General features: G+C 55.5%; 21 protein-coding genes. 12 read left to right on the top strand and 9 right to left on the bottom strand.

Translation table 11 applies throughout. The features are described 5' to 3' along the window. Positions 1-25: 25 nt before the first annotated feature. The 11 genes from coxB (at position 26) to CLV88_RS10135 (ending at position 10,015) form a co-directional block, all read left to right on the top strand. Entirely contained in the window at positions 26-874 is an 849-nt protein-coding gene (gene coxB / locus CLV88_RS10180) for a cytochrome c oxidase subunit II (RefSeq protein WP_106608292.1), read from the top strand. Between the two features lie 81 nt (positions 875-955). Next, a complete protein-coding gene (cyoE, locus tag CLV88_RS10175) occupies positions 956-1,894 on the top strand; it encodes a heme o synthase (protein ID WP_106608291.1) in 939 nt (312 codons plus the stop codon). Between the two features lie 2 nt (positions 1,895-1,896). Beyond that, the gene (locus tag CLV88_RS23015) at positions 1,897-2,058 is read left to right on the top strand and encodes a hypothetical protein (protein ID WP_165798855.1); all 162 of its coding nucleotides are present in this window, start codon (positions 1,897-1,899) and stop codon (positions 2,056-2,058) included. Beyond that, on the top strand, positions 2,058-2,633 hold the full coding sequence (locus tag CLV88_RS10170) for a cytochrome c oxidase assembly protein (RefSeq protein WP_106608290.1): 576 nt from the start codon (positions 2,058-2,060) through the stop codon (positions 2,631-2,633). The genes CLV88_RS23015 and CLV88_RS10170 overlap by 1 nt, the downstream gene beginning before the upstream one ends. A gap of 31 nt (positions 2,634-2,664) precedes the next feature. After that, complete coding sequence (locus CLV88_RS10165; RefSeq protein WP_106608289.1) at positions 2,665-3,465, top strand: cytochrome c oxidase subunit 3; 801 nt, start codon at positions 2,665-2,667, stop codon at positions 3,463-3,465. A gap of 106 nt (positions 3,466-3,571) precedes the next feature. Continuing rightward, positions 3,572-4,249, top strand: coding sequence for an SURF1 family protein (locus CLV88_RS10160; protein ID WP_106608288.1), 678 nt, complete (start codon positions 3,572-3,574; stop codon positions 4,247-4,249). A gap of 5 nt (positions 4,250-4,254) precedes the next feature. Beyond that, on the top strand, positions 4,255-5,643 hold the full coding sequence (gene thrC / locus CLV88_RS10155; protein ID WP_106608287.1) for a threonine synthase: 1,389 nt from the start codon (positions 4,255-4,257) through the stop codon (positions 5,641-5,643). Then, positions 5,640-6,902: a M16 family metallopeptidase gene (locus CLV88_RS10150; protein WP_106608286.1), complete on the top strand. Its 1,263-nt coding sequence runs from the start codon at positions 5,640-5,642 to the stop codon at positions 6,900-6,902. The genes thrC and CLV88_RS10150 overlap by 4 nt, the downstream gene beginning before the upstream one ends. Continuing rightward, positions 6,902-7,492 carry a GNAT family N-acetyltransferase gene (locus tag CLV88_RS10145; RefSeq protein WP_106608285.1) on the top strand — a complete coding sequence of 197 codons (591 nt, stop codon included), beginning with the start codon at positions 6,902-6,904 and terminating at the stop codon, positions 7,490-7,492. Before CLV88_RS10150 ends, CLV88_RS10145 begins: the two co-directional genes overlap by 1 nt. A gap of 267 nt (positions 7,493-7,759) precedes the next feature. Continuing rightward, a complete protein-coding gene (locus CLV88_RS10140; protein ID WP_106608284.1) occupies positions 7,760-8,572 on the top strand; it encodes an MBL fold metallo-hydrolase in 813 nt (270 codons plus the stop codon). A gap of 33 nt (positions 8,573-8,605) precedes the next feature. Then, the gene (locus tag CLV88_RS10135) at positions 8,606-10,015 is read left to right on the top strand and encodes an FAD-binding oxidoreductase (RefSeq protein ID WP_106608283.1); all 1,410 of its coding nucleotides are present in this window, start codon (positions 8,606-8,608) and stop codon (positions 10,013-10,015) included. A gap of 58 nt (positions 10,016-10,073) precedes the next feature. Here CLV88_RS10135 and CLV88_RS10130 read toward each other — a convergent pair whose 3' ends face one another. Further along, positions 10,074-10,613: an adenine phosphoribosyltransferase gene (locus tag CLV88_RS10130; protein ID WP_106608282.1), complete on the bottom strand. Its 540-nt coding sequence runs from the start codon at positions 10,611-10,613 to the stop codon at positions 10,074-10,076. Positions 10,614-10,958: 345 nt separating this feature from the next. Between CLV88_RS10130 and CLV88_RS23010 the strand changes: the two genes are divergently transcribed. Continuing rightward, complete coding sequence (locus tag CLV88_RS23010) at positions 10,959-11,135, top strand: hypothetical protein (RefSeq protein ID WP_165798854.1); 177 nt, start codon at positions 10,959-10,961, stop codon at positions 11,133-11,135. Between the two features lie 15 nt (positions 11,136-11,150). Here CLV88_RS23010 and CLV88_RS10125 read toward each other — a convergent pair whose 3' ends face one another. From CLV88_RS10125 to CLV88_RS10090, 8 genes are all read right to left on the bottom strand, one after another. Beyond that, the gene (locus CLV88_RS10125) at positions 11,151-11,780 is read right to left on the bottom strand and encodes a LysE family translocator (RefSeq protein WP_106608281.1); all 630 of its coding nucleotides are present in this window, start codon (positions 11,778-11,780) and stop codon (positions 11,151-11,153) included. Between the two features lie 10 nt (positions 11,781-11,790). Next, on the bottom strand, positions 11,791-12,000 hold the full coding sequence (locus CLV88_RS10120; RefSeq protein ID WP_106608280.1) for a DUF2927 domain-containing protein: 210 nt from the start codon (positions 11,998-12,000) through the stop codon (positions 11,791-11,793). Between the two features lie 18 nt (positions 12,001-12,018). After that, positions 12,019-12,462 (bottom strand): hypothetical protein, encoded by a 444-nt coding sequence (locus tag CLV88_RS10115; protein WP_133169943.1) that lies wholly within the window; start codon positions 12,460-12,462, stop codon positions 12,019-12,021. Next, positions 12,459-13,334, bottom strand: a complete 876-nt coding sequence (locus tag CLV88_RS10110; protein ID WP_106608278.1) for an S-methyl-5'-thioadenosine phosphorylase — start codon at positions 13,332-13,334, stop codon at positions 12,459-12,461. The genes CLV88_RS10115 and CLV88_RS10110 overlap by 4 nt, the downstream gene beginning before the upstream one ends. Before the next feature lie 193 nt (positions 13,335-13,527). Beyond that, on the bottom strand, positions 13,528-14,088 hold the full coding sequence (locus CLV88_RS10105) for an invasion associated locus B family protein (RefSeq protein ID WP_106608477.1): 561 nt from the start codon (positions 14,086-14,088) through the stop codon (positions 13,528-13,530). Positions 14,089-14,477: 389 nt separating this feature from the next. Continuing rightward, positions 14,478-15,587 (bottom strand): HlyD family secretion protein, encoded by a 1,110-nt coding sequence (locus CLV88_RS23575; protein ID WP_106608277.1) that lies wholly within the window; start codon positions 15,585-15,587, stop codon positions 14,478-14,480. A 266-nt stretch (positions 15,588-15,853) separates the two neighbouring features. Beyond that, positions 15,854-17,611 carry a sulfatase-like hydrolase/transferase gene (locus CLV88_RS10095; RefSeq protein ID WP_207797046.1) on the bottom strand — a complete coding sequence of 586 codons (1,758 nt, stop codon included), beginning with the start codon at positions 17,609-17,611 and terminating at the stop codon, positions 15,854-15,856. Between the two features lie 42 nt (positions 17,612-17,653). Next, positions 17,654-17,902: a hypothetical protein gene (locus CLV88_RS10090; RefSeq protein WP_133169942.1), complete on the bottom strand. Its 249-nt coding sequence runs from the start codon at positions 17,900-17,902 to the stop codon at positions 17,654-17,656. Positions 17,903-18,026 lie beyond the last annotated feature (124 nt).

The following is an 18,026-nucleotide window of genomic DNA, read 5'->3' as shown; positions in this document are numbered from 1 at the left end:
ACACCGCAACCGATCAGGGTGACACATGCGAATTCTCTCGACAGTCCTGGGCCTATTGGCAGCCATCACAGCCGTTCCGGCAATCGCTCAGAGCGTTGAAACAGTGGGCAAACCGGTCCCGAAAGGCATCGGGTTCCAACCCGCTGCAACCGAGCTGGCACGCCAGATCCAATCGCTGGATTTTATGCTGCTGGTCATTATCACAGCCATCGTTGCGTTTGTTAGCGCGCTGATTCTTATCGTGATCGTGCGCTACAACCGCCGCGCCAATCCGACCCCATCCACATTTACCCATAACACGACGGTGGAAATCGCTTGGACTTTGATTCCGATAGTGATCCTGGTCTTTATCGGCGCGTTCTCGTTGCCGGTGCTGTTTAACCAGCAGGAGATTCCTGAAGGTGATGTGCACATCAAGGTCACTGGATACCAGTGGTACTGGGGTTATGAATACACCGATCACGAGTTCGAATTCGAAAGCTTTATGTTGGGCAAGACGGCTCTGGAAGAGAATGGCTATGCGCCTGACGAATATCTTCTGGCAACCGATACCAAGGTTGTTGTGCCAATCGGCAAGACCGTGGTGATGGATGTAACAGGTGCCGACGTGATCCATGCATGGACGATCCCAGCGTTTGGCGTCAAGCAAGACGCCGTTCCGGGCCGTATTGCGCAATTGTGGTTCGAAGCCGAGCGTGAAGGCATCTATTTCGGCCAATGCTCGGAACTCTGCGGTAAGGACCACGCATACATGCCAATTACTGTCGAGGTTGTTTCAGAAGAGAAATACCAAGAGTGGCTGAAGGGCGCGATCGAAGAGTATGCTGGCAATCCCGCAAGCCTGCCTGCAGTGAAAGTGGCTTCGGCTGATTGATTGAGATGGCGGGGGCTCCCCCGCCTTCTGACAAGCTTTTGGTTGAGGGGCCCCGCCCGTTGACCCCGCAAGGAAGAACAGATGAGCGACGCAAGCATTAATACGCAAGCCAGCACAAACGAGGCCGGGTTCGGCGATTATTTCGCCCTGCTCAAACCTCGCGTGATGTCGCTTGTGGTGTTCACGGCTGCCGTTGGGCTGTTGGCTGCGCCGGGATATGTGCACCCTTTTGTTGCGTTTTGCGCGATTCTGTTCATTGCAGTGGGTGGCGGTGCCTCTGGTGCTTTAAACATGTGGTGGGATGCCGACATCGATCATGTGATGAAACGCACGCAAAATCGCCCGATCCCATCTGGCAAGGTTGAGCCGGGTGAGGCGATGGCGATTGGCGTTGCGCTGTCTGGCTTCTCTGTTGTGATGCTGGGCCTTGCGACCAACTTTGTGGCCGCGGGGCTGCTGGCATTCACGATTTTCTTTTACGTGGTGATTTACACCATGTGGCTTAAACGCTGGACGCCGCAGAACATTGTGATCGGTGGTGCGGCGGGTGCGTTTCCTCCGATGATCGGTTGGGCGGCTGTGACCGGTGGCGTATCCGTCGAAAGCGTTTTGATGTTCACGTTGATTTTTATGTGGACGCCTCCGCATTTCTGGGCGCTGTGCCTGTTTATGAAATCTGACTACAAGGATGCGGGCGTTCCGATGCTGCACGTGACCCACGGGCGCCGTTCGACGCGCAACCACATCCTCGTTTACACGCTGTTGTTGGCGATCATTGCCGTGGGCATGGCCTTTACCGGTGTCGGTGGTCCGATTTATCTGGCGACATCGCTGGTGCTGAACGCGTTGTTTATCATTGGCGCAGTTGCAATCTGGCGCCGCTCGGAAGAGGCGTCTGAGGCGGATGGGTTCAAGCGCGAGAAATCATTCTTTGGCTTGTCGCTGCTCTACCTATTCCTGCATTTCGGTGCGATACTTGCCGAGAGCGCCTTGGCGCCTTACGGACTGGGGGGCTGGTGAGCATGAGTTTTCGTGCAGAACACGAGATTCACAAACGCCGCTTTGGCCGCAACCTTGGGGTGGCCTTAGTCTTGGTCGGCTTTATCGCAATTGTCTTTGGCTTAACCGTGGTCAAAGTGACCCGCGGGGACTATGAGCCTGAAAATTCGGTGATGACGAACTGATGGCTATGCAGGGTAAAAATAAGACAGCTGTTCAGGCGGTAAGCGTTGTAATCGTGATGGGTGCGCTGGCGTGGGCGTCGGTGCCGTTTTACGATTGGTTCTGTCGCGTGACAGGCTTTGGTGGTGTCACAAATGTTGCGGCAGATGGGTCTGATGTGATCCTTGATAAAACCATCAAGGTGCGTTTTGACGCCTCTAAGGAGCGCGACATGCCTTGGGAATTCAAACCCATGCAGCGCGAGATGGAAATCCGAATTGGTGAAACGGGACTGGCCTTCTATGAGGCGTACAACCCGACTGATCGTCCCATCGCCGGGTCAGCCAGCTATAATGTAGCCCCCTATGACGCAGGTGGGTTCTTTACCAAGATCGACTGTTTTTGCTTTGAAGAGCAGGTTCTGCAACCCGGTGAGCGGGTGACAATGCCAGTGAGTTTTTACGTGGATCCCGAAATTGTTGATGACCGCGACGCGAAATTCGTCAAGGTGATAACGCTGGGTTACACGTTCTTTGAAATCGATTTGCCCGAAGAAACCGCGTCTTTGACGCGGACGGGTGAGACGGACGTAAACTAAAAAAGCTTCCAACGAGGGGAAGAGAGAAAAAATGGCGCACGCAAAAAATCACGATTATCATATTTTGCCACCCTCGTGGTGGCCGTTCCTGGGCGCATTGGGTGGCTTTATCATGCTGTTCGGTGCGGTTCTGTGGATGCACGACAATGGCCCATGGATGTTCCTGATTGGTCTGGTGGCTGTTCTTTACGTCATGTTCGGCTGGTGGGCCGAGGTGGTTACAGAAAGCCGTGTTGGCGATCACACGCCAGTGGTGCAGATTGGTCTGCGCTATGGCTTTATCCTGTTTATCATGTCCGAGGTTATGTTCTTTTCGGCGTGGTTCTGGACTTTCTTCAAACACGCCATGTACCCGATGGGCCCGCTGAGCCCCGCAGTAGATGGCCCATGGCCACCCGTCGGTATCGAGACGTTTGACCCATGGCACCTGCCATTGATTAACACGCTGATCCTGTTGTGTTCGGGCTGTGCAGCAACCTGGGCGCACCACGCGCTGGTGCACGAGAACAACCGTGAAGACATGAAATGGGGTTTGATCATCGCGATTGCCCTTGGCGCGATCTTTACCGTTTTCCAGGTCTATGAATACAGCCACGCGGCGTTTGGTTTTGCTGGCAACGTCTATGGCGCGTCATTCTTCATGGCGACCGGGTTCCACGGTGCGCATGTTGTGATCGGAACAATCTTCTTGTTTGTCTGCCTGTTGCGTCTGATGAAGGGACACTTCACCCAAGATAAACATGTCGGTTTCGAAGCGGCGGCTTGGTATTGGCACTTTGTTGACGTGGTTTGGCTGTTCTTGTTCGCAGCAGTCTATGTATGGGGTCAATAAGCCTGGCGCATATGGCTTGAGCCGGTTGAAACCTGAATAAGAATAAGATTAAGAAAACGCGGATGGTTTTACTGTCCGCGTTTTTCTTTTGTGCAAGGAGCCCTGCGTGGCCCGATATCTTCTTCCACTCTTCTTTGGTGTTCTGGGAACCGTGGTTCTGGTGTCGCTTGGCGTATGGCAAGTGCAGCGCATGGGTGAGAAAGAAGCCTATTTGTCGGATATCTCGGCACGTATTGGCGCGGTGGCCGCCGACCTTCCTGCAAAGCCGGACCCGGTGTCGGATCGGTTTCTGGCGGTCCGCGCCGCGGGGCAGTTTACCGGCGAAGAGTTGCATGTCTTGGCCTCGACCCGCGACGTGGGTGCCGTTTATCGGATTGTCGCCGCGTTTGAGACCAGCGACGGTCGGCGTGTGATGGTGGATCGTGGTTGGATTAAGCCACCGCAAAAGGATGTGACGCGACCCAAAGTGGATGCAATGATCGAGGGCAATTTGCATTGGCCTAACGAAGTAGACAGCTATACGCCCCAAAATGATCTGGCAGCCAATATCTGGTTTGCGCGGGACGTGTCGGTTATGGCAGATGCGCTTGGTGCCGAGCCGGTGTTGATCGTGCTGCGCGAAACGTCGGAAAATGACCCAACGGTGACGCCTTTACCGGTCGACACATCTGGGATTGCAAATGATCATCTGGAATATATCGTGACATGGTTCGGACTGGCGATTGTCTGGGTCGCGATGACGCTCTATTACCTGCATCGACTGCGCAAAAGCGAAAAGGCCTGAGTCCTGTGAAATACATTTCGACCCGTGGAAACGCACCTGAACTAAGCTTTGAAGAGGCCATGCTGACCGGGCTGGCGCGGGATGGGGGGCTTTATGTGCCCGAAGCCATCCCGACGATGAGCCCGGAGGACATCGCGGCATTGGCTGGGCTGTCTTATGAAGAGGCTGCGTTTAAGGTGATGCGCCCGTTTGTGGGTGATGCATTCACCGATGAAGAGTTTAAGGTTATTATCGCCCGCGCGTATGCGGGTTTTCGCCACGATGCACGGGCGCCGCTGGTACAGCTGGCACCCAATCACTATTTACTTGAACTGTTTCACGGGCCGACGCTGGCGTTCAAGGATTTTGCCATGCAGCTGATTGGTCAGCTATTCCAGTTTTCGCTGGACCGCCGCGATGAACGTGTGACCATCGTGGGCGCAACAAGTGGCGATACTGGGTCGGCTGCGATTGAAGCGTTTCGGGGTTTGGACAACGTAGATGTGTTCATCCTGTTCCCGCATGGCCGGGTGAGTGACATTCAGCGCAAGCAGATGACCACACCAGACGATGCCAACGTGCACGCGCTGGCGCTGGATGGTGATTTTGACGATTGTCAGGCCAAGCTGAAAGACATGTTCAACGATTTCGAGTTCCGTGACGGTGTGAAACTGGCGGGTGTGAATTCGATCAACTGGGCGCGGGTTCTGGCGCAAGTGGTATACTTCTTTACCTCCGCCGTGAGCCTTGGTGCGCCGCATCGCAAAGTGTCGTTCACTGTGCCAACTGGGAACTTTGGCGACATTTTTGCCGGTTACATTGCCAAAAAGATGGGGCTACCCATCGAGAAACTGGTGATCGCCACCAACCAGAACGACATTCTGCACCGCACGATGGAAAGCGGGGCGTATACCAAGGATGGTGTGACGCCTTCGATCAGCCCGTCGATGGATATTCAAGTCAGCTCGAATTTTGAGCGCGCGCTTTTTGATGCCTATGGCCGGGATGGCGGTGCTGTGGCGCAATTGATGGAGGAACTCAAGGATGGGTCTTTCACTATCAGTCAGGGCGCGATGGAAACCCTGCGCGATCATTTCAGCTCGGGCCGGGCTTCGGAAGCGGAAACCTTGGCGGTAATATCCGAGGAATTTGTAAGCTGCGGAGAAGTTCTTTGCCCGCACTCGGCAGTTGGGGTAAAGGTTGGAAAAGAAAACCTTTCCGGGACACCCATGATCACTTTGGCCACTGCCCATCCGGCAAAATTCCCTGACGCTGTTGAACAGGCCATGGGCGCGCGACCGGTGCTACCGCCGCATATGGACGATATGATGCATCGCGAAGAACATGTGACGCGCGTGCCCAATGATCTGGAGCATCTGGAAACTCTCATCAAGGAACGGATTGCCCAACGTTGACCGTAGAACTGCACACACTTTCCAACGGCTTTCGGGTTGTGACGGAACATATGCCGGGGCTGGAATCCGCCGCGGTGGGAATATGGGTCAATGTCGGTGGTCGTCATGAACGACCACATGAGAATGGCATTGCCCATTTTCTGGAGCACATGGCCTTTAAAGGTACCAAGCGGCGCAATGCGCTGGAAATTGCCGAAGCCATCGAAGATGTGGGCGGCTATATCAACGCCTATACCAGTCGCGAGGTAACCGCCTATTACGCGCGTGTGCTGAAAGATGATGTGGCGCTGGCGTTGGATGTCGTGGGCGATATCGTATTGAACCCGGTGTTTGATCCGGTCGAAATCGAGATTGAGCGGGGTGTGATCCTGCAAGAGATTGGTCAGGCGCTGGACACGCCCGATGACGTGATTTTTGACTGGCTTCAAGAACGCGCCTATCCTAATCAGCCGCTGGGCCGTACCATTCTGGGCGAGGGCGCGCATGTACGCGGATTTGGGCGTGATGACTTTTCGGCATTTGTGTCCGAACATTACCGGCCCGAACGGATGGTACTGTCTGCTGCGGGTGGCATCGATCACGATGAGATTGTGCGCCTGGCCGAAGAATTGTTTGGCCATTTAGAGCGCGGACCCGGAATTACCGTGGCACCGGCGAAATTCGGCGGCGGTGAATTCCGCACCGAGAAAGAGCTGGAGCAGGCGCATTTTGCACTTGGTCTCGAGAGCCCGGATTACCGCAGCCCTGATATTTATTCGGCACAGATTTACACGACCGCCTTGGGCGGGGGCATGTCGAGCCGTCTGTTCCAGGAAATCCGCGAAAAGCGTGGTTTGTGTTATTCGATCTTTGCACAGACCGGGGCCTATGCTGATACGGGCATGACCACAATCTATGCGGGCACCTCTGGTGGGCAGATTGCCGAACTGGAGCAGATCACGATTGACGAGTTGAAGCGCGCCGCCGAGGATATGAACCCGACCGAGATTGCGCGGGCGCGTACGCAGATGAAAGCCGGCTTGCTGATGGGGCTGGAAAGCCCGTCGAGCCGCGCCGAACGGCTGGCACGGATGCTGGCGATTTGGGACCGCATTCCGGCGTTAAGCGAGACGGTCGAACGCATTGATGCTGTGACCGACGCGGATGTGCGCCGGATTGCCGAGCATATGGCAGTGGCCGCGCGTCCGGCGCTGGCGCTTTATGGGCCTGTGTCCAGTGCGCCTGATCTGGACACATTGCAGCGGAGGCGCGCTGCCTGATGCTGCTCAATCGGCGTAAGGTGCGGATTGATACGGAACGGTTGGTTTTGCGCCCACCGATCCATTCGGACTTTCGGGAATGGGCCGAACTGCGCAGCGACAGCGCAGATTTTTTGATCCCATGGGAGCCGATTTGGGCGCCGACCCATCTGAGCCGTAAGAGTTTTACCAATCGGGTGTATTGGGCGCAGCGCTCAATTAGCAATGACAGCGCGATGCCTTTGTTTCTACTGCGTCGCAGTGATGACATGCTAATGGGCGCGATTACGCTAGACAATATTCGGCGTGGCCCGGCACAGGCGGGGACGCTGGGATATTGGATTGGTCAACAATATGCCCGGCAGGGTTTTATGCGGGAAGCGATTGAAGCGGTGGTGCATCACGCGTTTCAACGCATGGATCTTAGCCGAATTGAGGCAGCATGTTTACCTGAAAACCTTGCGTCGCGTGGGGTGTTGGAAAAGTCGGGCTTTAAATACGAAGGCGTGGCGCAGAGTTATTTGCAGATCAATGGGCGTTGGCGCACACATGTGCTGTATGCGGCTTTGCGCGGTGATCGGCGCGGACGCACACTCGCGGGTCAGGCTTAGGGGCGAGGTTGGTTGGGGGCGTTGCCCCCTCACAGCAAAGCTGTGATTCCCTAAAGTATTTTTGGCAAGATGAAGGTGTTGGCCGCGTAATCGACGCCTTTACGTAGGGTTGGTGAGCGCAAATTGGTCGTTTGCTCGCAGAATTGGCACCCTCGTTATCTGTTGCAACGGAGGTCGGCTTTTGCACGCCGATATTGTGCTGTTGCAAAAGCAGTAGAGCGTGGCAGAGCGATTCTCTGATAGCCTGACGATCAGGGAGGCACGGATATGATACGCATTCTATTGGCACTGTTACTGACTTCAGGTATTGCACACGCGCAAGAGCGGCGGGTTAGTCATTGCATCGCGCTGGCAGAAGCGACGCCGGGCATTCAATATCTCCACAAAGCGTCGTTTCGCGATCCGGTTGAGAAACACGCCGTGCGCATCAGTTATATCTCCCATGCCTCTTTCCTGATTCAAAGCCATGATGGGCTGTCGGCAGTGACGGATTTTACCGGGTTTGTTGGCAATGTGGATTTTATCCCTGATGTGGTCACGATGAATCATGCCCATGGCACCCATTGGACGGCCAGTCCCGATCCGGCTATTACGCATGTATTACCCGGGTGGGGAGAGTATGGGCAGGGGATTGATCATCATCTCGATCTTGGCACGATGTTGATCCGAAATGTATCGACTGATATCCGATCCTTTGGAGGGGTAGAAGAAAACGGCAACTCAATCTTTGTTTTTGAAGTGGGCGGTTTGTGTGTCGGGCATCTGGGGCATCTGCATCATGAACCCAACCCGGCGCAATATGCAGCTCTTGGGCGGATCGACGTGGTGATGGCAGCGGTGGATGGTGGAACCAGCCTAGATGTGCCTACTATGATGACGGTGCTGCGTAAGCTGAGGGCGCAGGTGGTAATCCCGATGCATTGGTTTGAGGGTTGGACGCTCTCGGGTTTTTTGAATGGCATGTCAGATGCCTATGCTATTGTGAACGAAGGGGAAAGCAGCGTTGAGGTGAGCCTGCGCACGTTGCCGGATCGACCGACAATTGTGGTTTTACAGCCGAGATTTCTGACCGGGCCATAGACAGGTGATCGCTTGGGGCTTAAGCCTTGGAGCATGACACTCAATCCTGCTGACACTGCCTTTTGCGACCACCTTGCGGCGCTATTGCCAACCGATATTCTATGCACGCCTGAGGCGCGATATCTGGAAGAACCGAGAGGCAGGTTTGCCGGGATAGGTGGCGTTTTGGCGCGACCGCGCACCGTTGAGCAAGTGGCGTCTGTTGTCCGCGCTTGCAATGTTGCGCGCGTTGGTGTGGTGCCTTATGGCGGCGGGACCGGGCTGGTTGGGGGGCAAGTGCAACCAGAGAGACCGGCACCTGTTATTCTGTCACTGGAACGAATGAATCGAGTACGCGATGTGCGCCCGTTGGAAAACGTGATCGTTGCGGAGGCCGGTACCATTTTGGCAGATGTTCAATCGGCGGCAGAGGCGCAGGAACGTTTGTTTCCACTGTCGCTTGGATCTGAGGGCTCGGCCCGCATCGGCGGCAATTTGGCGACCAATGCCGGCGGGGTGAATGTTTTACGTTATGGCAATGCGCGCGACCTTTGCCTTGGGTTAGAGGCGGTGTTGCCAAATGGTGATATCTGGCGTGGCTTGACGCGGCTTCGCAAGGACAACACCGGCTATGACCTGCGTAATCTGCTGGTGGGGGCAGAGGGGACGTTGGGGGTAATCACGGCGGCAGCGTTGAAGCTGTTTCCACGACCCTCATCTGTTGGCACCGCGCTGATGGTGGTGAAGAGCCCGGAGGCGGCGTTAAAGCTATTGGCGATGGCACGAGATGAGGTGGGCGAAGGGGTGTCCAGTTTTGAGTTATTGCATCGTCAGGGGTTGGAGTTTGTGCAAGAGGTCCTCCCGGATGTGCGCGTGCCGTTTGAGGATTTTCCAGAATGGACTGCGCTGATCGAGTTTGGATTAGCGCAGGACGCAAATGACGCACTTGAACGTGTGTTTTCTGCCGGTTTGGAGGCGGATCTGGTTTCAGATGGATTGATTGCCCAGAGTGACAGCCAGCGAATGGCCTTTTGGGGGCTGCGAGAGGCGATTCCTCAAGCCAACAAGATTGTGGGTTCGATCGCGAGCCATGACATTTCCCTGCCGCTGGATGAGTTGCCTGGTTTTATCTCCAAAGCACGGGGGGCACTGGCTGAATTGGGGCCGCTGCGTGTGAATTGTTTTGGGCACTTAGGTGATGGGAATTTGCACTTTAACGTCTTTCCCGCCGCTGGCAGACACCGAGGCGAGTATGATAACATCCGCGCGCAAGTGACTGACATTGTGCACGAATTGGTTTACGTATGTTCCGGGTCCTTTAGTGCGGAACATGGTTTGGGGCGTATGAAGGTAGCGGATCTTGAGCGCTATGGAGACCCCACCCGATTGGCCGCTATGCGCGCCATTAAGTTGGCGCTGGACCCGAACGGGATCATGAATCCTGGCGCTGTTTTGCGCGCTTAGGTAGGAGTTGGCGAGCCGCCGCGTTAAAGAGCGTGCTGGCGACGCCTGACGCGATCACTCAGAGACCTTCGAATTCGCAGAGAACGGTCACATCCATACCGAGGTTTTCCAATCGCTTGCGTCCGCCAAGATCGGGTAGGTCGATGATAAAAACACATCCGATGATTTCGCCACCAAGACGTTCCACCAGTTTGATCCCGGCCTCTGCCGTGCCACCCGTGGCGAGCAGGTCGTCGACCAAGAGGATCTTTTCGCCGGGCTGAATGGCATCGTCATGGATTTCGACAATCGCCTCGCCATATTCCAGTTTATATTCTTCGGAAATGGTGGTGCCGGGCAGCTTGCCTTTTTTGCGGACGGGCACAAAGCCGACGCTGAGCTGGTGGGCGATAGCTCCGCCAAGGATAAATCCACGCGCCTCAAGCCCGATGACTTTGTCAATCCGCTCGCCTGCATAGGAGTGTAACATTTGGTCGATCGCCATTCGAAACCCACGCGGGTCTGCAAATAGCGTTGTTACATCGCGAAACAGAATACCCTCATGAGGGAAGTCCACGATTGTTCGGATATAGTCTTTGACTTCAGTTTTCTTGGCCATTTTTGCGCCTCTGCCTGTCGGTAATTCGGGCACAGCAATCACCCAAACCGCCCCTTAAATCAAGTGGCAGACGGTTCCATTCTTTTGGCGAAGCCGAAAACAGGTTACTCCCAGCGGCGGCGCGACGAACGGTACATGCGCACCCCAAACCAAGCCACATGCGGCTTGTGCCAGTCCATCCGGTCCTCAACCAAGAGCGTTTTCGCGGCGTGAAGGTTCATTTTTCATTCCTTTCTCAAACCGCCTCAGATATCGTTGTGTGTCTTTTGTATAGTTTTTGTATATACTGTGCGCGAACTAGATGCTAAATTTGGCTAACATGAGACGCGTAAACGTGGGGTAAACGTGGCGAAAAAAGACGGCAAATCCAAGGCCAAGAAGGACAGTCAGTTGGTTTTGCGACTGGACAAGAACGAGCGCGATGCGTTTGTCGACCTCTGCAAAGAGCTCGACACAAGCGCAGCGCGCGAAATTCGCGGTTTTATTCGCAAATTCATGAAAGAAAACCAGCTCGACGAATAGATCGCCGCCACCCTGTCAGGCAGAGCGGCGCAAGGTTGCCGTCAGAACCCCCATTCCAATGAGCGTAGCGCCGCCTGTGCGCGTGAGCCAGCGAATGACCGAAGGACGTTCGATGCGCGCGCGCAAGCGATCTGCCAAAAGGGCATAGGCCAGTGCGTTCAACGCGGCGAGCGTCACAAATGTCGCTATCAGAATGGCAAATTGCACGGACAAGGGGCGTGTCGGATCGATGAATTGCGGCACGAAAGCAATGAAAAACCCAATGCTTTTGGGATTGAGTGCCGTTACGGCGGCGGCATGTCCAAACACTCCGCGGGCGGGCAGTGTGCGGGCGCGCATTAGTGACCCGATTTCAGCATGTTGCGCCCCCTTGATCATCTTAAAGCCCAGCCAAACCAAATAGGCTGCACCGACCCATTTTAGCACAGTGAATGCGGTAGCTGAGGCCAGCACGATGGCTCCCAATCCAAGCAACGAAGCGGTCATCGCGATGAAATCGCCAAGGGCAACACCGGCCGCAGTGGCAACGGCCACTTGGCGACCCTGTGACAGGGCATAAGACAGTACCAAGAGGATCGTCGGCCCGGGAATTAGCAAGAGCGCGGTGGAAGCGGCGACGAAAGTGAGCCAGAGATCAAAGGGCATGGTTGTTCCTTTAGGGGTAGTGACGTCTCAGGACCATACGGTCTTGACCCTGAATGCGCGAGAGGCTGTAGCCGTCTTGGGAGAAGATACTTCGATTGGTGTAGTAGGGGTTATCAATATCCGTCAACAGGCCAAGCGCCTGAGTGATTTCTTCGAGCATTGTGGAGTTGATTGCGTCTGGGCCAATACCTGTGCCGATTACAATGGCGCTGCGTTTAATGCGATGGTTGCCATCCCACTAGATCTGAACACGTGCGGCTTCGATCTCAATGCCGTCTAGGCCAGATATGCCCGTGCCGTGTAACGTGCCGCCTTCTGGGATGTCGAGAAGTAGGATCGGGATCTTTGGACGGTTTGCCGATGGCCGCAGTTTGATGTCAGCGCCACTATTGTTAAGCTGTTGAATTGCTGATGAAACAGCTGCCTCTATCTGGGGGATGCGAGATGCTGGAAATGCGGGGTCAATGCGAGTGATGCCAACCGTCAAGCGCCGCGCATCCCGGCTGGACCAGCGCACGATGGGTTTGTTGCAATCCCCGCCAGGTGGGGCGCCACATGAGATCAAGCGATAGAAATCCGGGTCGCTTAGGCGGCCTTGGGTCGTGATGTATTCTTGTGCGAAGGCGAATGTGCCCATGCACAGGAACAGCGTGAGAGCTATGGCGCGCCTCAGGAGTTTCATCCCAACACGCGGCCTGCGATCGCGTCGAGCTTGGCGGTCATGGCTGCGTCGCGGGCGTCGGAGGCGGTGAGAATGGCGTATTCTAATGCGCGGTCGCAGCCGTGTGGGCATAAGTCGCGAGAGCCACCGAGCAGGGCGGGGAGGCGGGCGACGAGGTCGCGGGCTTTTTGCGCGTTGCCGGTCAAAGTGGCAATGATTTCAGAGACATCCACTTCGCCGTGATCGGGGTGCCAGCTGTCATAATCCGTCACCATGGCGACCGAGGCATAACACAGCTCTGCCTCGCGTGCGAGTTTGGCCTCGGGCATGTTGGTCATGCCGATCACATCCGCGCCCCAATGTTCGCGATACATTTTGGATTCCGCCAACGTTGAGAATTGCGGGCCTTCCATGGCGAGGTAAGTTCCCCCCTTGTGCACGGTCACACCGGCATCCGTGGCGGCCGTGAAGCAGGCATCGGACAGGCGCGGGCACGTGGGATGGGCAACGCTGACATGGGCAACAAGGCCGGGACCGAAAAAGGATTTCTCGCGTGCAAAAGTGCGGTCAATGAATTGATCTACAACGACAAAATCTCCCGGCGCCATCTCCTCGCGGAATGATCCGGTAGCCGAAACCGAGATCACATCAGAGACCCCGATCCGCTTTAATGCGTCGATATTGGCGCGGTAAGGAACAGAGCTGGGCGTGTGCACATGGCCGCGTCCATGGCGCGGCAGAAAGGCCATTTTTACACCGTTGAGCGTACCGGTCAGGATCTGGTCAGAGGGCGCTCCCCAAGGGGTTTCGACGGTCTGCCAGTTGGCGTTTTCCAACCCGTCAATGTCATAAATGCCGGAACCGCCGATGACGGCAATCATGGTCTCGCTCATGAAAGTGATCCTTTGTTAGCGCTGTTATTTTGGGGTCAAGTTTTGGGCCTGTGACGCAGATAATGCAACTGGGTTCACCAAGAGGTTAATGCGCCGTTTCGACTCAAAGCCTGACGTCGGTATCACGTCGGTATTTTGTCGGTAACGCATCGGTGCCAGATTTGTTGCATTTGTGTTTAAGCGCATCGCGCGCTCAGGGTAGATTGCGTTTATCCGATTGCGCGACGAAATCCTCATATGCGGGTGCGAACCCTTTGAGGGGCCAAGTCAGGTTGCGTGGTGCTCCGTGCCGATCGGTGAAGGTAAAGCGAAAGGCGTCACCGGTTTGCATGGCATCAACGAGCGGTGTTGCGTCATCGCCGCTGAACGTGCAGGCAAGGCCAGTCAGGCACCCGCCTCGCTGGGTGGACCAGATAATGGTGTCGTCGGCTGAAGTGATACGGAACCCGTCCGGATCGTAAATGGTGCCCGGTTCCATACCGAAGTCAACTTTGGGCCCATTTGGTTCGGGGGTGATGAAGACAAACTGCCCGGCGAATTTGGGCGCGCGCGAAAAGACGTCGACCCAGCGGATGTAGCAGCGCTGTGAGAGGGCGCCGTTATCAGGGCGTTCATCGCAAATGCTTGTCCAGATGCCAAAGGGTTCGAAATGCGTGACGACCCATTCACCAGGAGTGTCGTTGCCCTCACGATCCTGAGCGGAAAGGGGGACAGCAAGTGGAACTGAAAGGAGGAGAGGAAGTAGCCAGCGCATCATGTGTCCTTGGTGTTGATGCCATAAGGTGGAGCCGGACGCACGCAGGGTCCAGTCACAAGGGGGTGAAAGGGGGAAGAGTAAAGTAGCGGCCGCGCAATTTTTAACAAAGGGGGCGCCAATGTCCGAAGCCGTACATCCAAAAAATGGTGGCGCGAGGCAAAGCAGACGCCAGCAGTTACAGGCCGATACCCCAAGAATGCTAAGGAGCGGGCCATATTGCTGGTCGGTTTTGCGACAGACCTCCAGGCGGAGTGGCCTGTTCTGAACGGTCGCTAGCCCGTGATGGGTACTACAAGAGAGTCATCGCGGACCGTCAAAAGGAGTTTTAGCTGGGCTCCCGAATGGACGGAAACGCCAAGCAAGTCTGCGTAACCAAAATACCTTGGTCAGAGATAGTTCATCATCTTTGTGATCCAGAACAATATTTCCGCCAAGATTCCGATAGCGCCGGCCTTGTCAGTCATGACCAATGCGGTTCCAGAGGCACCGATGGGTAAGGATACAGGGTCAATCCCGTCTGGGGTTTCAATCATGACAGGGAATTCTGCGCTCCCGCGGAGATCGCGCAAACTCGGCAACCCGCTGCGTGTATCAAGCGAACCTTCTGCGGTTCCCGGCGGTAGTGCCGCAATACGCGCAGTGAGTTCTTTTCCAGGCAGAGCTCTCAGGGCCACGCGGATCTCGTCTCCGACGGCGACATTGCCGCGGCTCGATTGAGGCAGGGTAGCTACCATTCTGCGGTCCTGCGGGATCATGAAGTTGATCGCCCCACGCAGTGTTGTAACCCGGTTGCCTGGTCGAAGAGTAAGGCCCGTCACAAGGCCATCATCAGGTGCGCGTACTGTTGTCTGCGAGAGGTTCCAGCGCGCCGCGACCAGCGCGTTCTCGGCTTCGGCTACGCCGACATCCTGACCGTCGACCTGTGCCGCGATCCGGCGTTCTAGCCCCGCTTTGCGTGCTTCTGCCCCTCTTATGCCAGCCGTGAGCTGATCAATAGTGGACACGGCTTCCTGCAATTGGAACGTCGTTGAGGCACCTCGGTCTTCGAGGCGTATGATGTCGTCCCGGCGCTGGATTCCAAAGACCAGTTGAACATTCAGCGAGTCAATCTCGGCTTTTGCGGCCTCGAGGTCCAGATGAAGCTGGTCTGCGGCAGACCGTGCCGATTCCAGAGAGGCTTCTAGGCGCGCCACTTCTGCTGCATAGACCGTATCATCGATCTGGAACAGGACATCGCCCTCCTTGACCTCTGCTCCGGGCTCTACCACGACATCAGTTACACGCCCTGACACATTGGGAACGATATTGGTTACGACGCCCTGTACGGAAACCCGACCGGTTGGGGTCGTGTGGTTTAAGGCGCCAATCACAACAAGGGCAATGACGAGCGCAACCGTCCACACCACGGATTTAAAGAAACCGTTCCAGGGAAGGAACTTCATTTTGAAGAAGATAATCCAGACAAGACCGGCGTAGAGACCGAGAACAATAAGCATCTAGAAATATCCCTTTGTTGTTTGGCGCTACGTCATTGCAGCCAGTTATTCGTAATCAAAATGCTCTGTCAGGAACGTTTCGTCGAGCGTGAGCACCCTGTGCATCAGAGCCTGAGCCGCGGCACGGGTCAATGTCAACGGTGCGTAGGTGGAAGTGGTGGGGCGGTGGATTGCACGAGGCGCCTGTGGGTAAACAAGGCGGCCTTTCGTTGTTCAGCTGGAAAAGGGATCCCGGCCCTCACGGGGAAGGCCGGAATGCTGTTAACTCATTGTCCGATACTTGGATCAGCGTTCGGATCAAAAGGAAGTTCGTCCAGATGATCGATATATTCGAGCGGATCAAATGGCAGATCTTTCAAGATCAGTTGCGGGTTTTGCTCACGCTTTAGCGCCTCGGACGCATTGGCGATACCTGTCCACGGGATACCATGCGTTTCCGGGCGATCCGGATACTTTTCTTTCCACAGGTTGTGGCGTAGCACCATCCGGTTAAAGGGACGCTTTAGGTGGATAAGGTTGGTCAACATAGGTTGTACTTCGCGTGGATCGGACGGCAGGAAGTAAAAAGCTGCTGGAATGCCGCTGGCTTCACCGATTGGATCAGGCGAGATCATGTGGCGTTTGTAGTCACCCTTTACGACCGCGCCAAGCGTCGGACCCGCATAGGTAAATGTATAGTCCCGCCGACCTGCGGTATCACCATTCGGTAACAGTGCTGTTTGGTCGACACCATCAATCACGCGATCCGTTGGGATGTTGCCGATGGCTCCACCGAGGCTGGCGAATGTCGTAAACAGATCGGTGATGTGGATCATATCATTGGGAAGCGATCCAGGTTTGATCACGCTTGGCCAGACCGCAAAGGCTGGAACACGTACACCGCCTTCGAGAAAATCGCCTTTTCCGCCGCGGAAGATCGTTTCAGCAAAACCAGTGCCAGGGGGCGGGTTGTGTGACATTGGTCCGTTATCAGCCATCGCCACAATCAGAGTGTTTTCCGCGATGCCCAGTTCATCAAGTTTGGCGCGCAGTTCCGCAATGAACGGATCGATTGTGCACTGAAGCCCATTTTGCAGCAAGGCGCGAGCGCGGGTACATTTGGGGCGGATCGGCATGAAGTTCGCCATATTTGGACAACTGGCGACGAAGAAAGGTTTGCCCTCCTTGGCGTTGGCCTCGATGAAGGCAAACATGCGTTTGAAACCTTCGTCATCCATTGCTTCATAGGATTCGGTTGTGTTGTCACGCCATTGCAGTGTTTCCCCGCCCTTGGTGCCTTCGGCGGCCATCACCCAGTCTTTGGTGATGAATGTGTCGTCCAGTTTGTAAGGGTTCTCGGGCAGCATGTCCTCGAAGAGGCCGATCGAAGCGTTGCCCTGCTCTGCCTCGCGAGTGTTTAGTGAGAGGATTTGGTTATACCCGGTAAAAAGCGCCTCATCGAAACCCTGATTGTGGGGGTAGCTTTGTTCGATGTCGCCAAGGTGCCATTTGCCAAAAAATGCGGTGGCGTAGCCAGCATCACTTAAGACTTCGGCCAGAGTAACCTCTTCAGCATTCAGACCATGGCTCTCTTGTAGCATGCCAATGTTGTACATGCCTGAACGAACGGCCAGGCGCCCCGTGATCGCAGCGGCGCGGCTGGGGGTACAGCCAACCTCGGTGTACATGCGGGTAAACATCATACCTTCTTGGGCAAGTGCGTTGATGTTAGGGGTATCGAGACCGCGCACTGCCTGAATGCCAGGCATTCCGAGATCACCATAAGCAGTGTCATCCCACATGATGTGGATGAGGTTTGGCGGGGTGCCGTGCTTCTCGCGCAATGCGGCCAGCTTTGCCTGGATGTCCGCGTCCTCCGCTGCCCAGCTTTCGCCGTTTTGGGCCATGAGAACGTAGTACTCTGCGTCGTGAACGAGGCCGCCCGGACCCTCTGCGGTCTGGGCGAAAGCCGGGGCTGTCACCATCCCGGCTAAGGCCACCGCGACCAGCATCCTGCTGGTTTGCGCCATCTCGGATTTCGTCATCTCATTCCTCCTATTGGTGGTGAATTGTTTGCGCGTCAGTGGTCATTCTGCGGTCGATCGGGCGCGAAGGTGTCGCCGGATCTCTTCTGACAGACCGTCAAGGCTCTCTGCGACGGCCTCATCGTTTTGCTTACCTTCGCGTAAGACTTTGGCCATCAACTCAAAGTCGTGGCAGATCTCGTCAAATACCGGATCGTCATTGCGCAGCCTTCGAACTTCGCTGCGTTGCTCGGCAAAGAGGTCCTCTGGGGATCGAATGGCACCGTTACGCATTGGGTTTATCGGGTTCATTGATACAAGATGCTTACCCCTTGCATTCCCAAGCAAGGGTTTTACTGTGAATGTGGTGTTACATTGCAGATGTAACGTGCTGTAACGTTTTGGAATTGTTGTGCTTTGATGAAGATGTCCAACG

The organism is Shimia abyssi (assembly GCF_003014475.1).
Lineage (GTDB): Bacteria > Pseudomonadota > Alphaproteobacteria > Rhodobacterales > Rhodobacteraceae > Shimia > Shimia abyssi.
The sequence above is the reverse complement of the archived record's forward strand: the minus strand, read 5'-3'. Positions and strand labels throughout refer to the sequence as shown.

Excerpts from the sequence above, each read along its gene's own strand:
- CLV88_RS10130 (WP_106608282.1), bottom strand. The coding sequence starts at position 10,613 with ATGGCCAAGAAAACTGAAGTCAAAGACTATATCCGAACAATCGTGGAC.
- CLV88_RS10095 (WP_207797046.1), bottom strand. The coding sequence starts at position 17,611 with ATGACGAAATCCGAGATGGCGCAAACCAGCAGGATGCTGGTCGCGGTG.
- cyoE (WP_106608291.1), top strand. The coding sequence starts at position 956 with ATGAGCGACGCAAGCATTAATACGCAAGCCAGCACAAACGAGGCCGGG.
- CLV88_RS10115 (WP_133169943.1), bottom strand. The coding sequence starts at position 12,462 with ATGAAACTCCTGAGGCGCGCCATAGCTCTCACGCTGTTCCTGTGCATG.
- CLV88_RS10125 (WP_106608281.1), bottom strand. The coding sequence starts at position 11,780 with ATGCCCTTTGATCTCTGGCTCACTTTCGTCGCCGCTTCCACCGCGCTC.
- CLV88_RS23015 (WP_165798855.1), top strand. The coding sequence starts at position 1,897 with ATGAGTTTTCGTGCAGAACACGAGATTCACAAACGCCGCTTTGGCCGC.
- CLV88_RS10145 (WP_106608285.1), top strand. The coding sequence starts at position 6,902 with ATGCTGCTCAATCGGCGTAAGGTGCGGATTGATACGGAACGGTTGGTT.
- CLV88_RS10170 (WP_106608290.1), top strand. The coding sequence starts at position 2,058 with ATGGCTATGCAGGGTAAAAATAAGACAGCTGTTCAGGCGGTAAGCGTT.
- CLV88_RS10165 (WP_106608289.1), top strand. The coding sequence starts at position 2,665 with ATGGCGCACGCAAAAAATCACGATTATCATATTTTGCCACCCTCGTGG.
- CLV88_RS10105 (WP_106608477.1), bottom strand. The coding sequence starts at position 14,088 with ATGCGCTGGCTACTTCCTCTCCTCCTTTCAGTTCCACTTGCTGTCCCC.
- CLV88_RS10140 (WP_106608284.1), top strand. The coding sequence starts at position 7,760 with ATGATACGCATTCTATTGGCACTGTTACTGACTTCAGGTATTGCACAC.
- coxB (WP_106608292.1), top strand. The coding sequence starts at position 26 with ATGCGAATTCTCTCGACAGTCCTGGGCCTATTGGCAGCCATCACAGCC.
- CLV88_RS10110 (WP_106608278.1), bottom strand. The coding sequence starts at position 13,334 with ATGAGCGAGACCATGATTGCCGTCATCGGCGGTTCCGGCATTTATGAC.
- CLV88_RS10090 (WP_133169942.1), bottom strand. The coding sequence starts at position 17,902 with ATGAACCCGATAAACCCAATGCGTAACGGTGCCATTCGATCCCCAGAG.
- CLV88_RS23575 (WP_106608277.1), bottom strand. The coding sequence starts at position 15,587 with ATGCTTATTGTTCTCGGTCTCTACGCCGGTCTTGTCTGGATTATCTTC.
- CLV88_RS10135 (WP_106608283.1), top strand. The coding sequence starts at position 8,606 with ATGACACTCAATCCTGCTGACACTGCCTTTTGCGACCACCTTGCGGCG.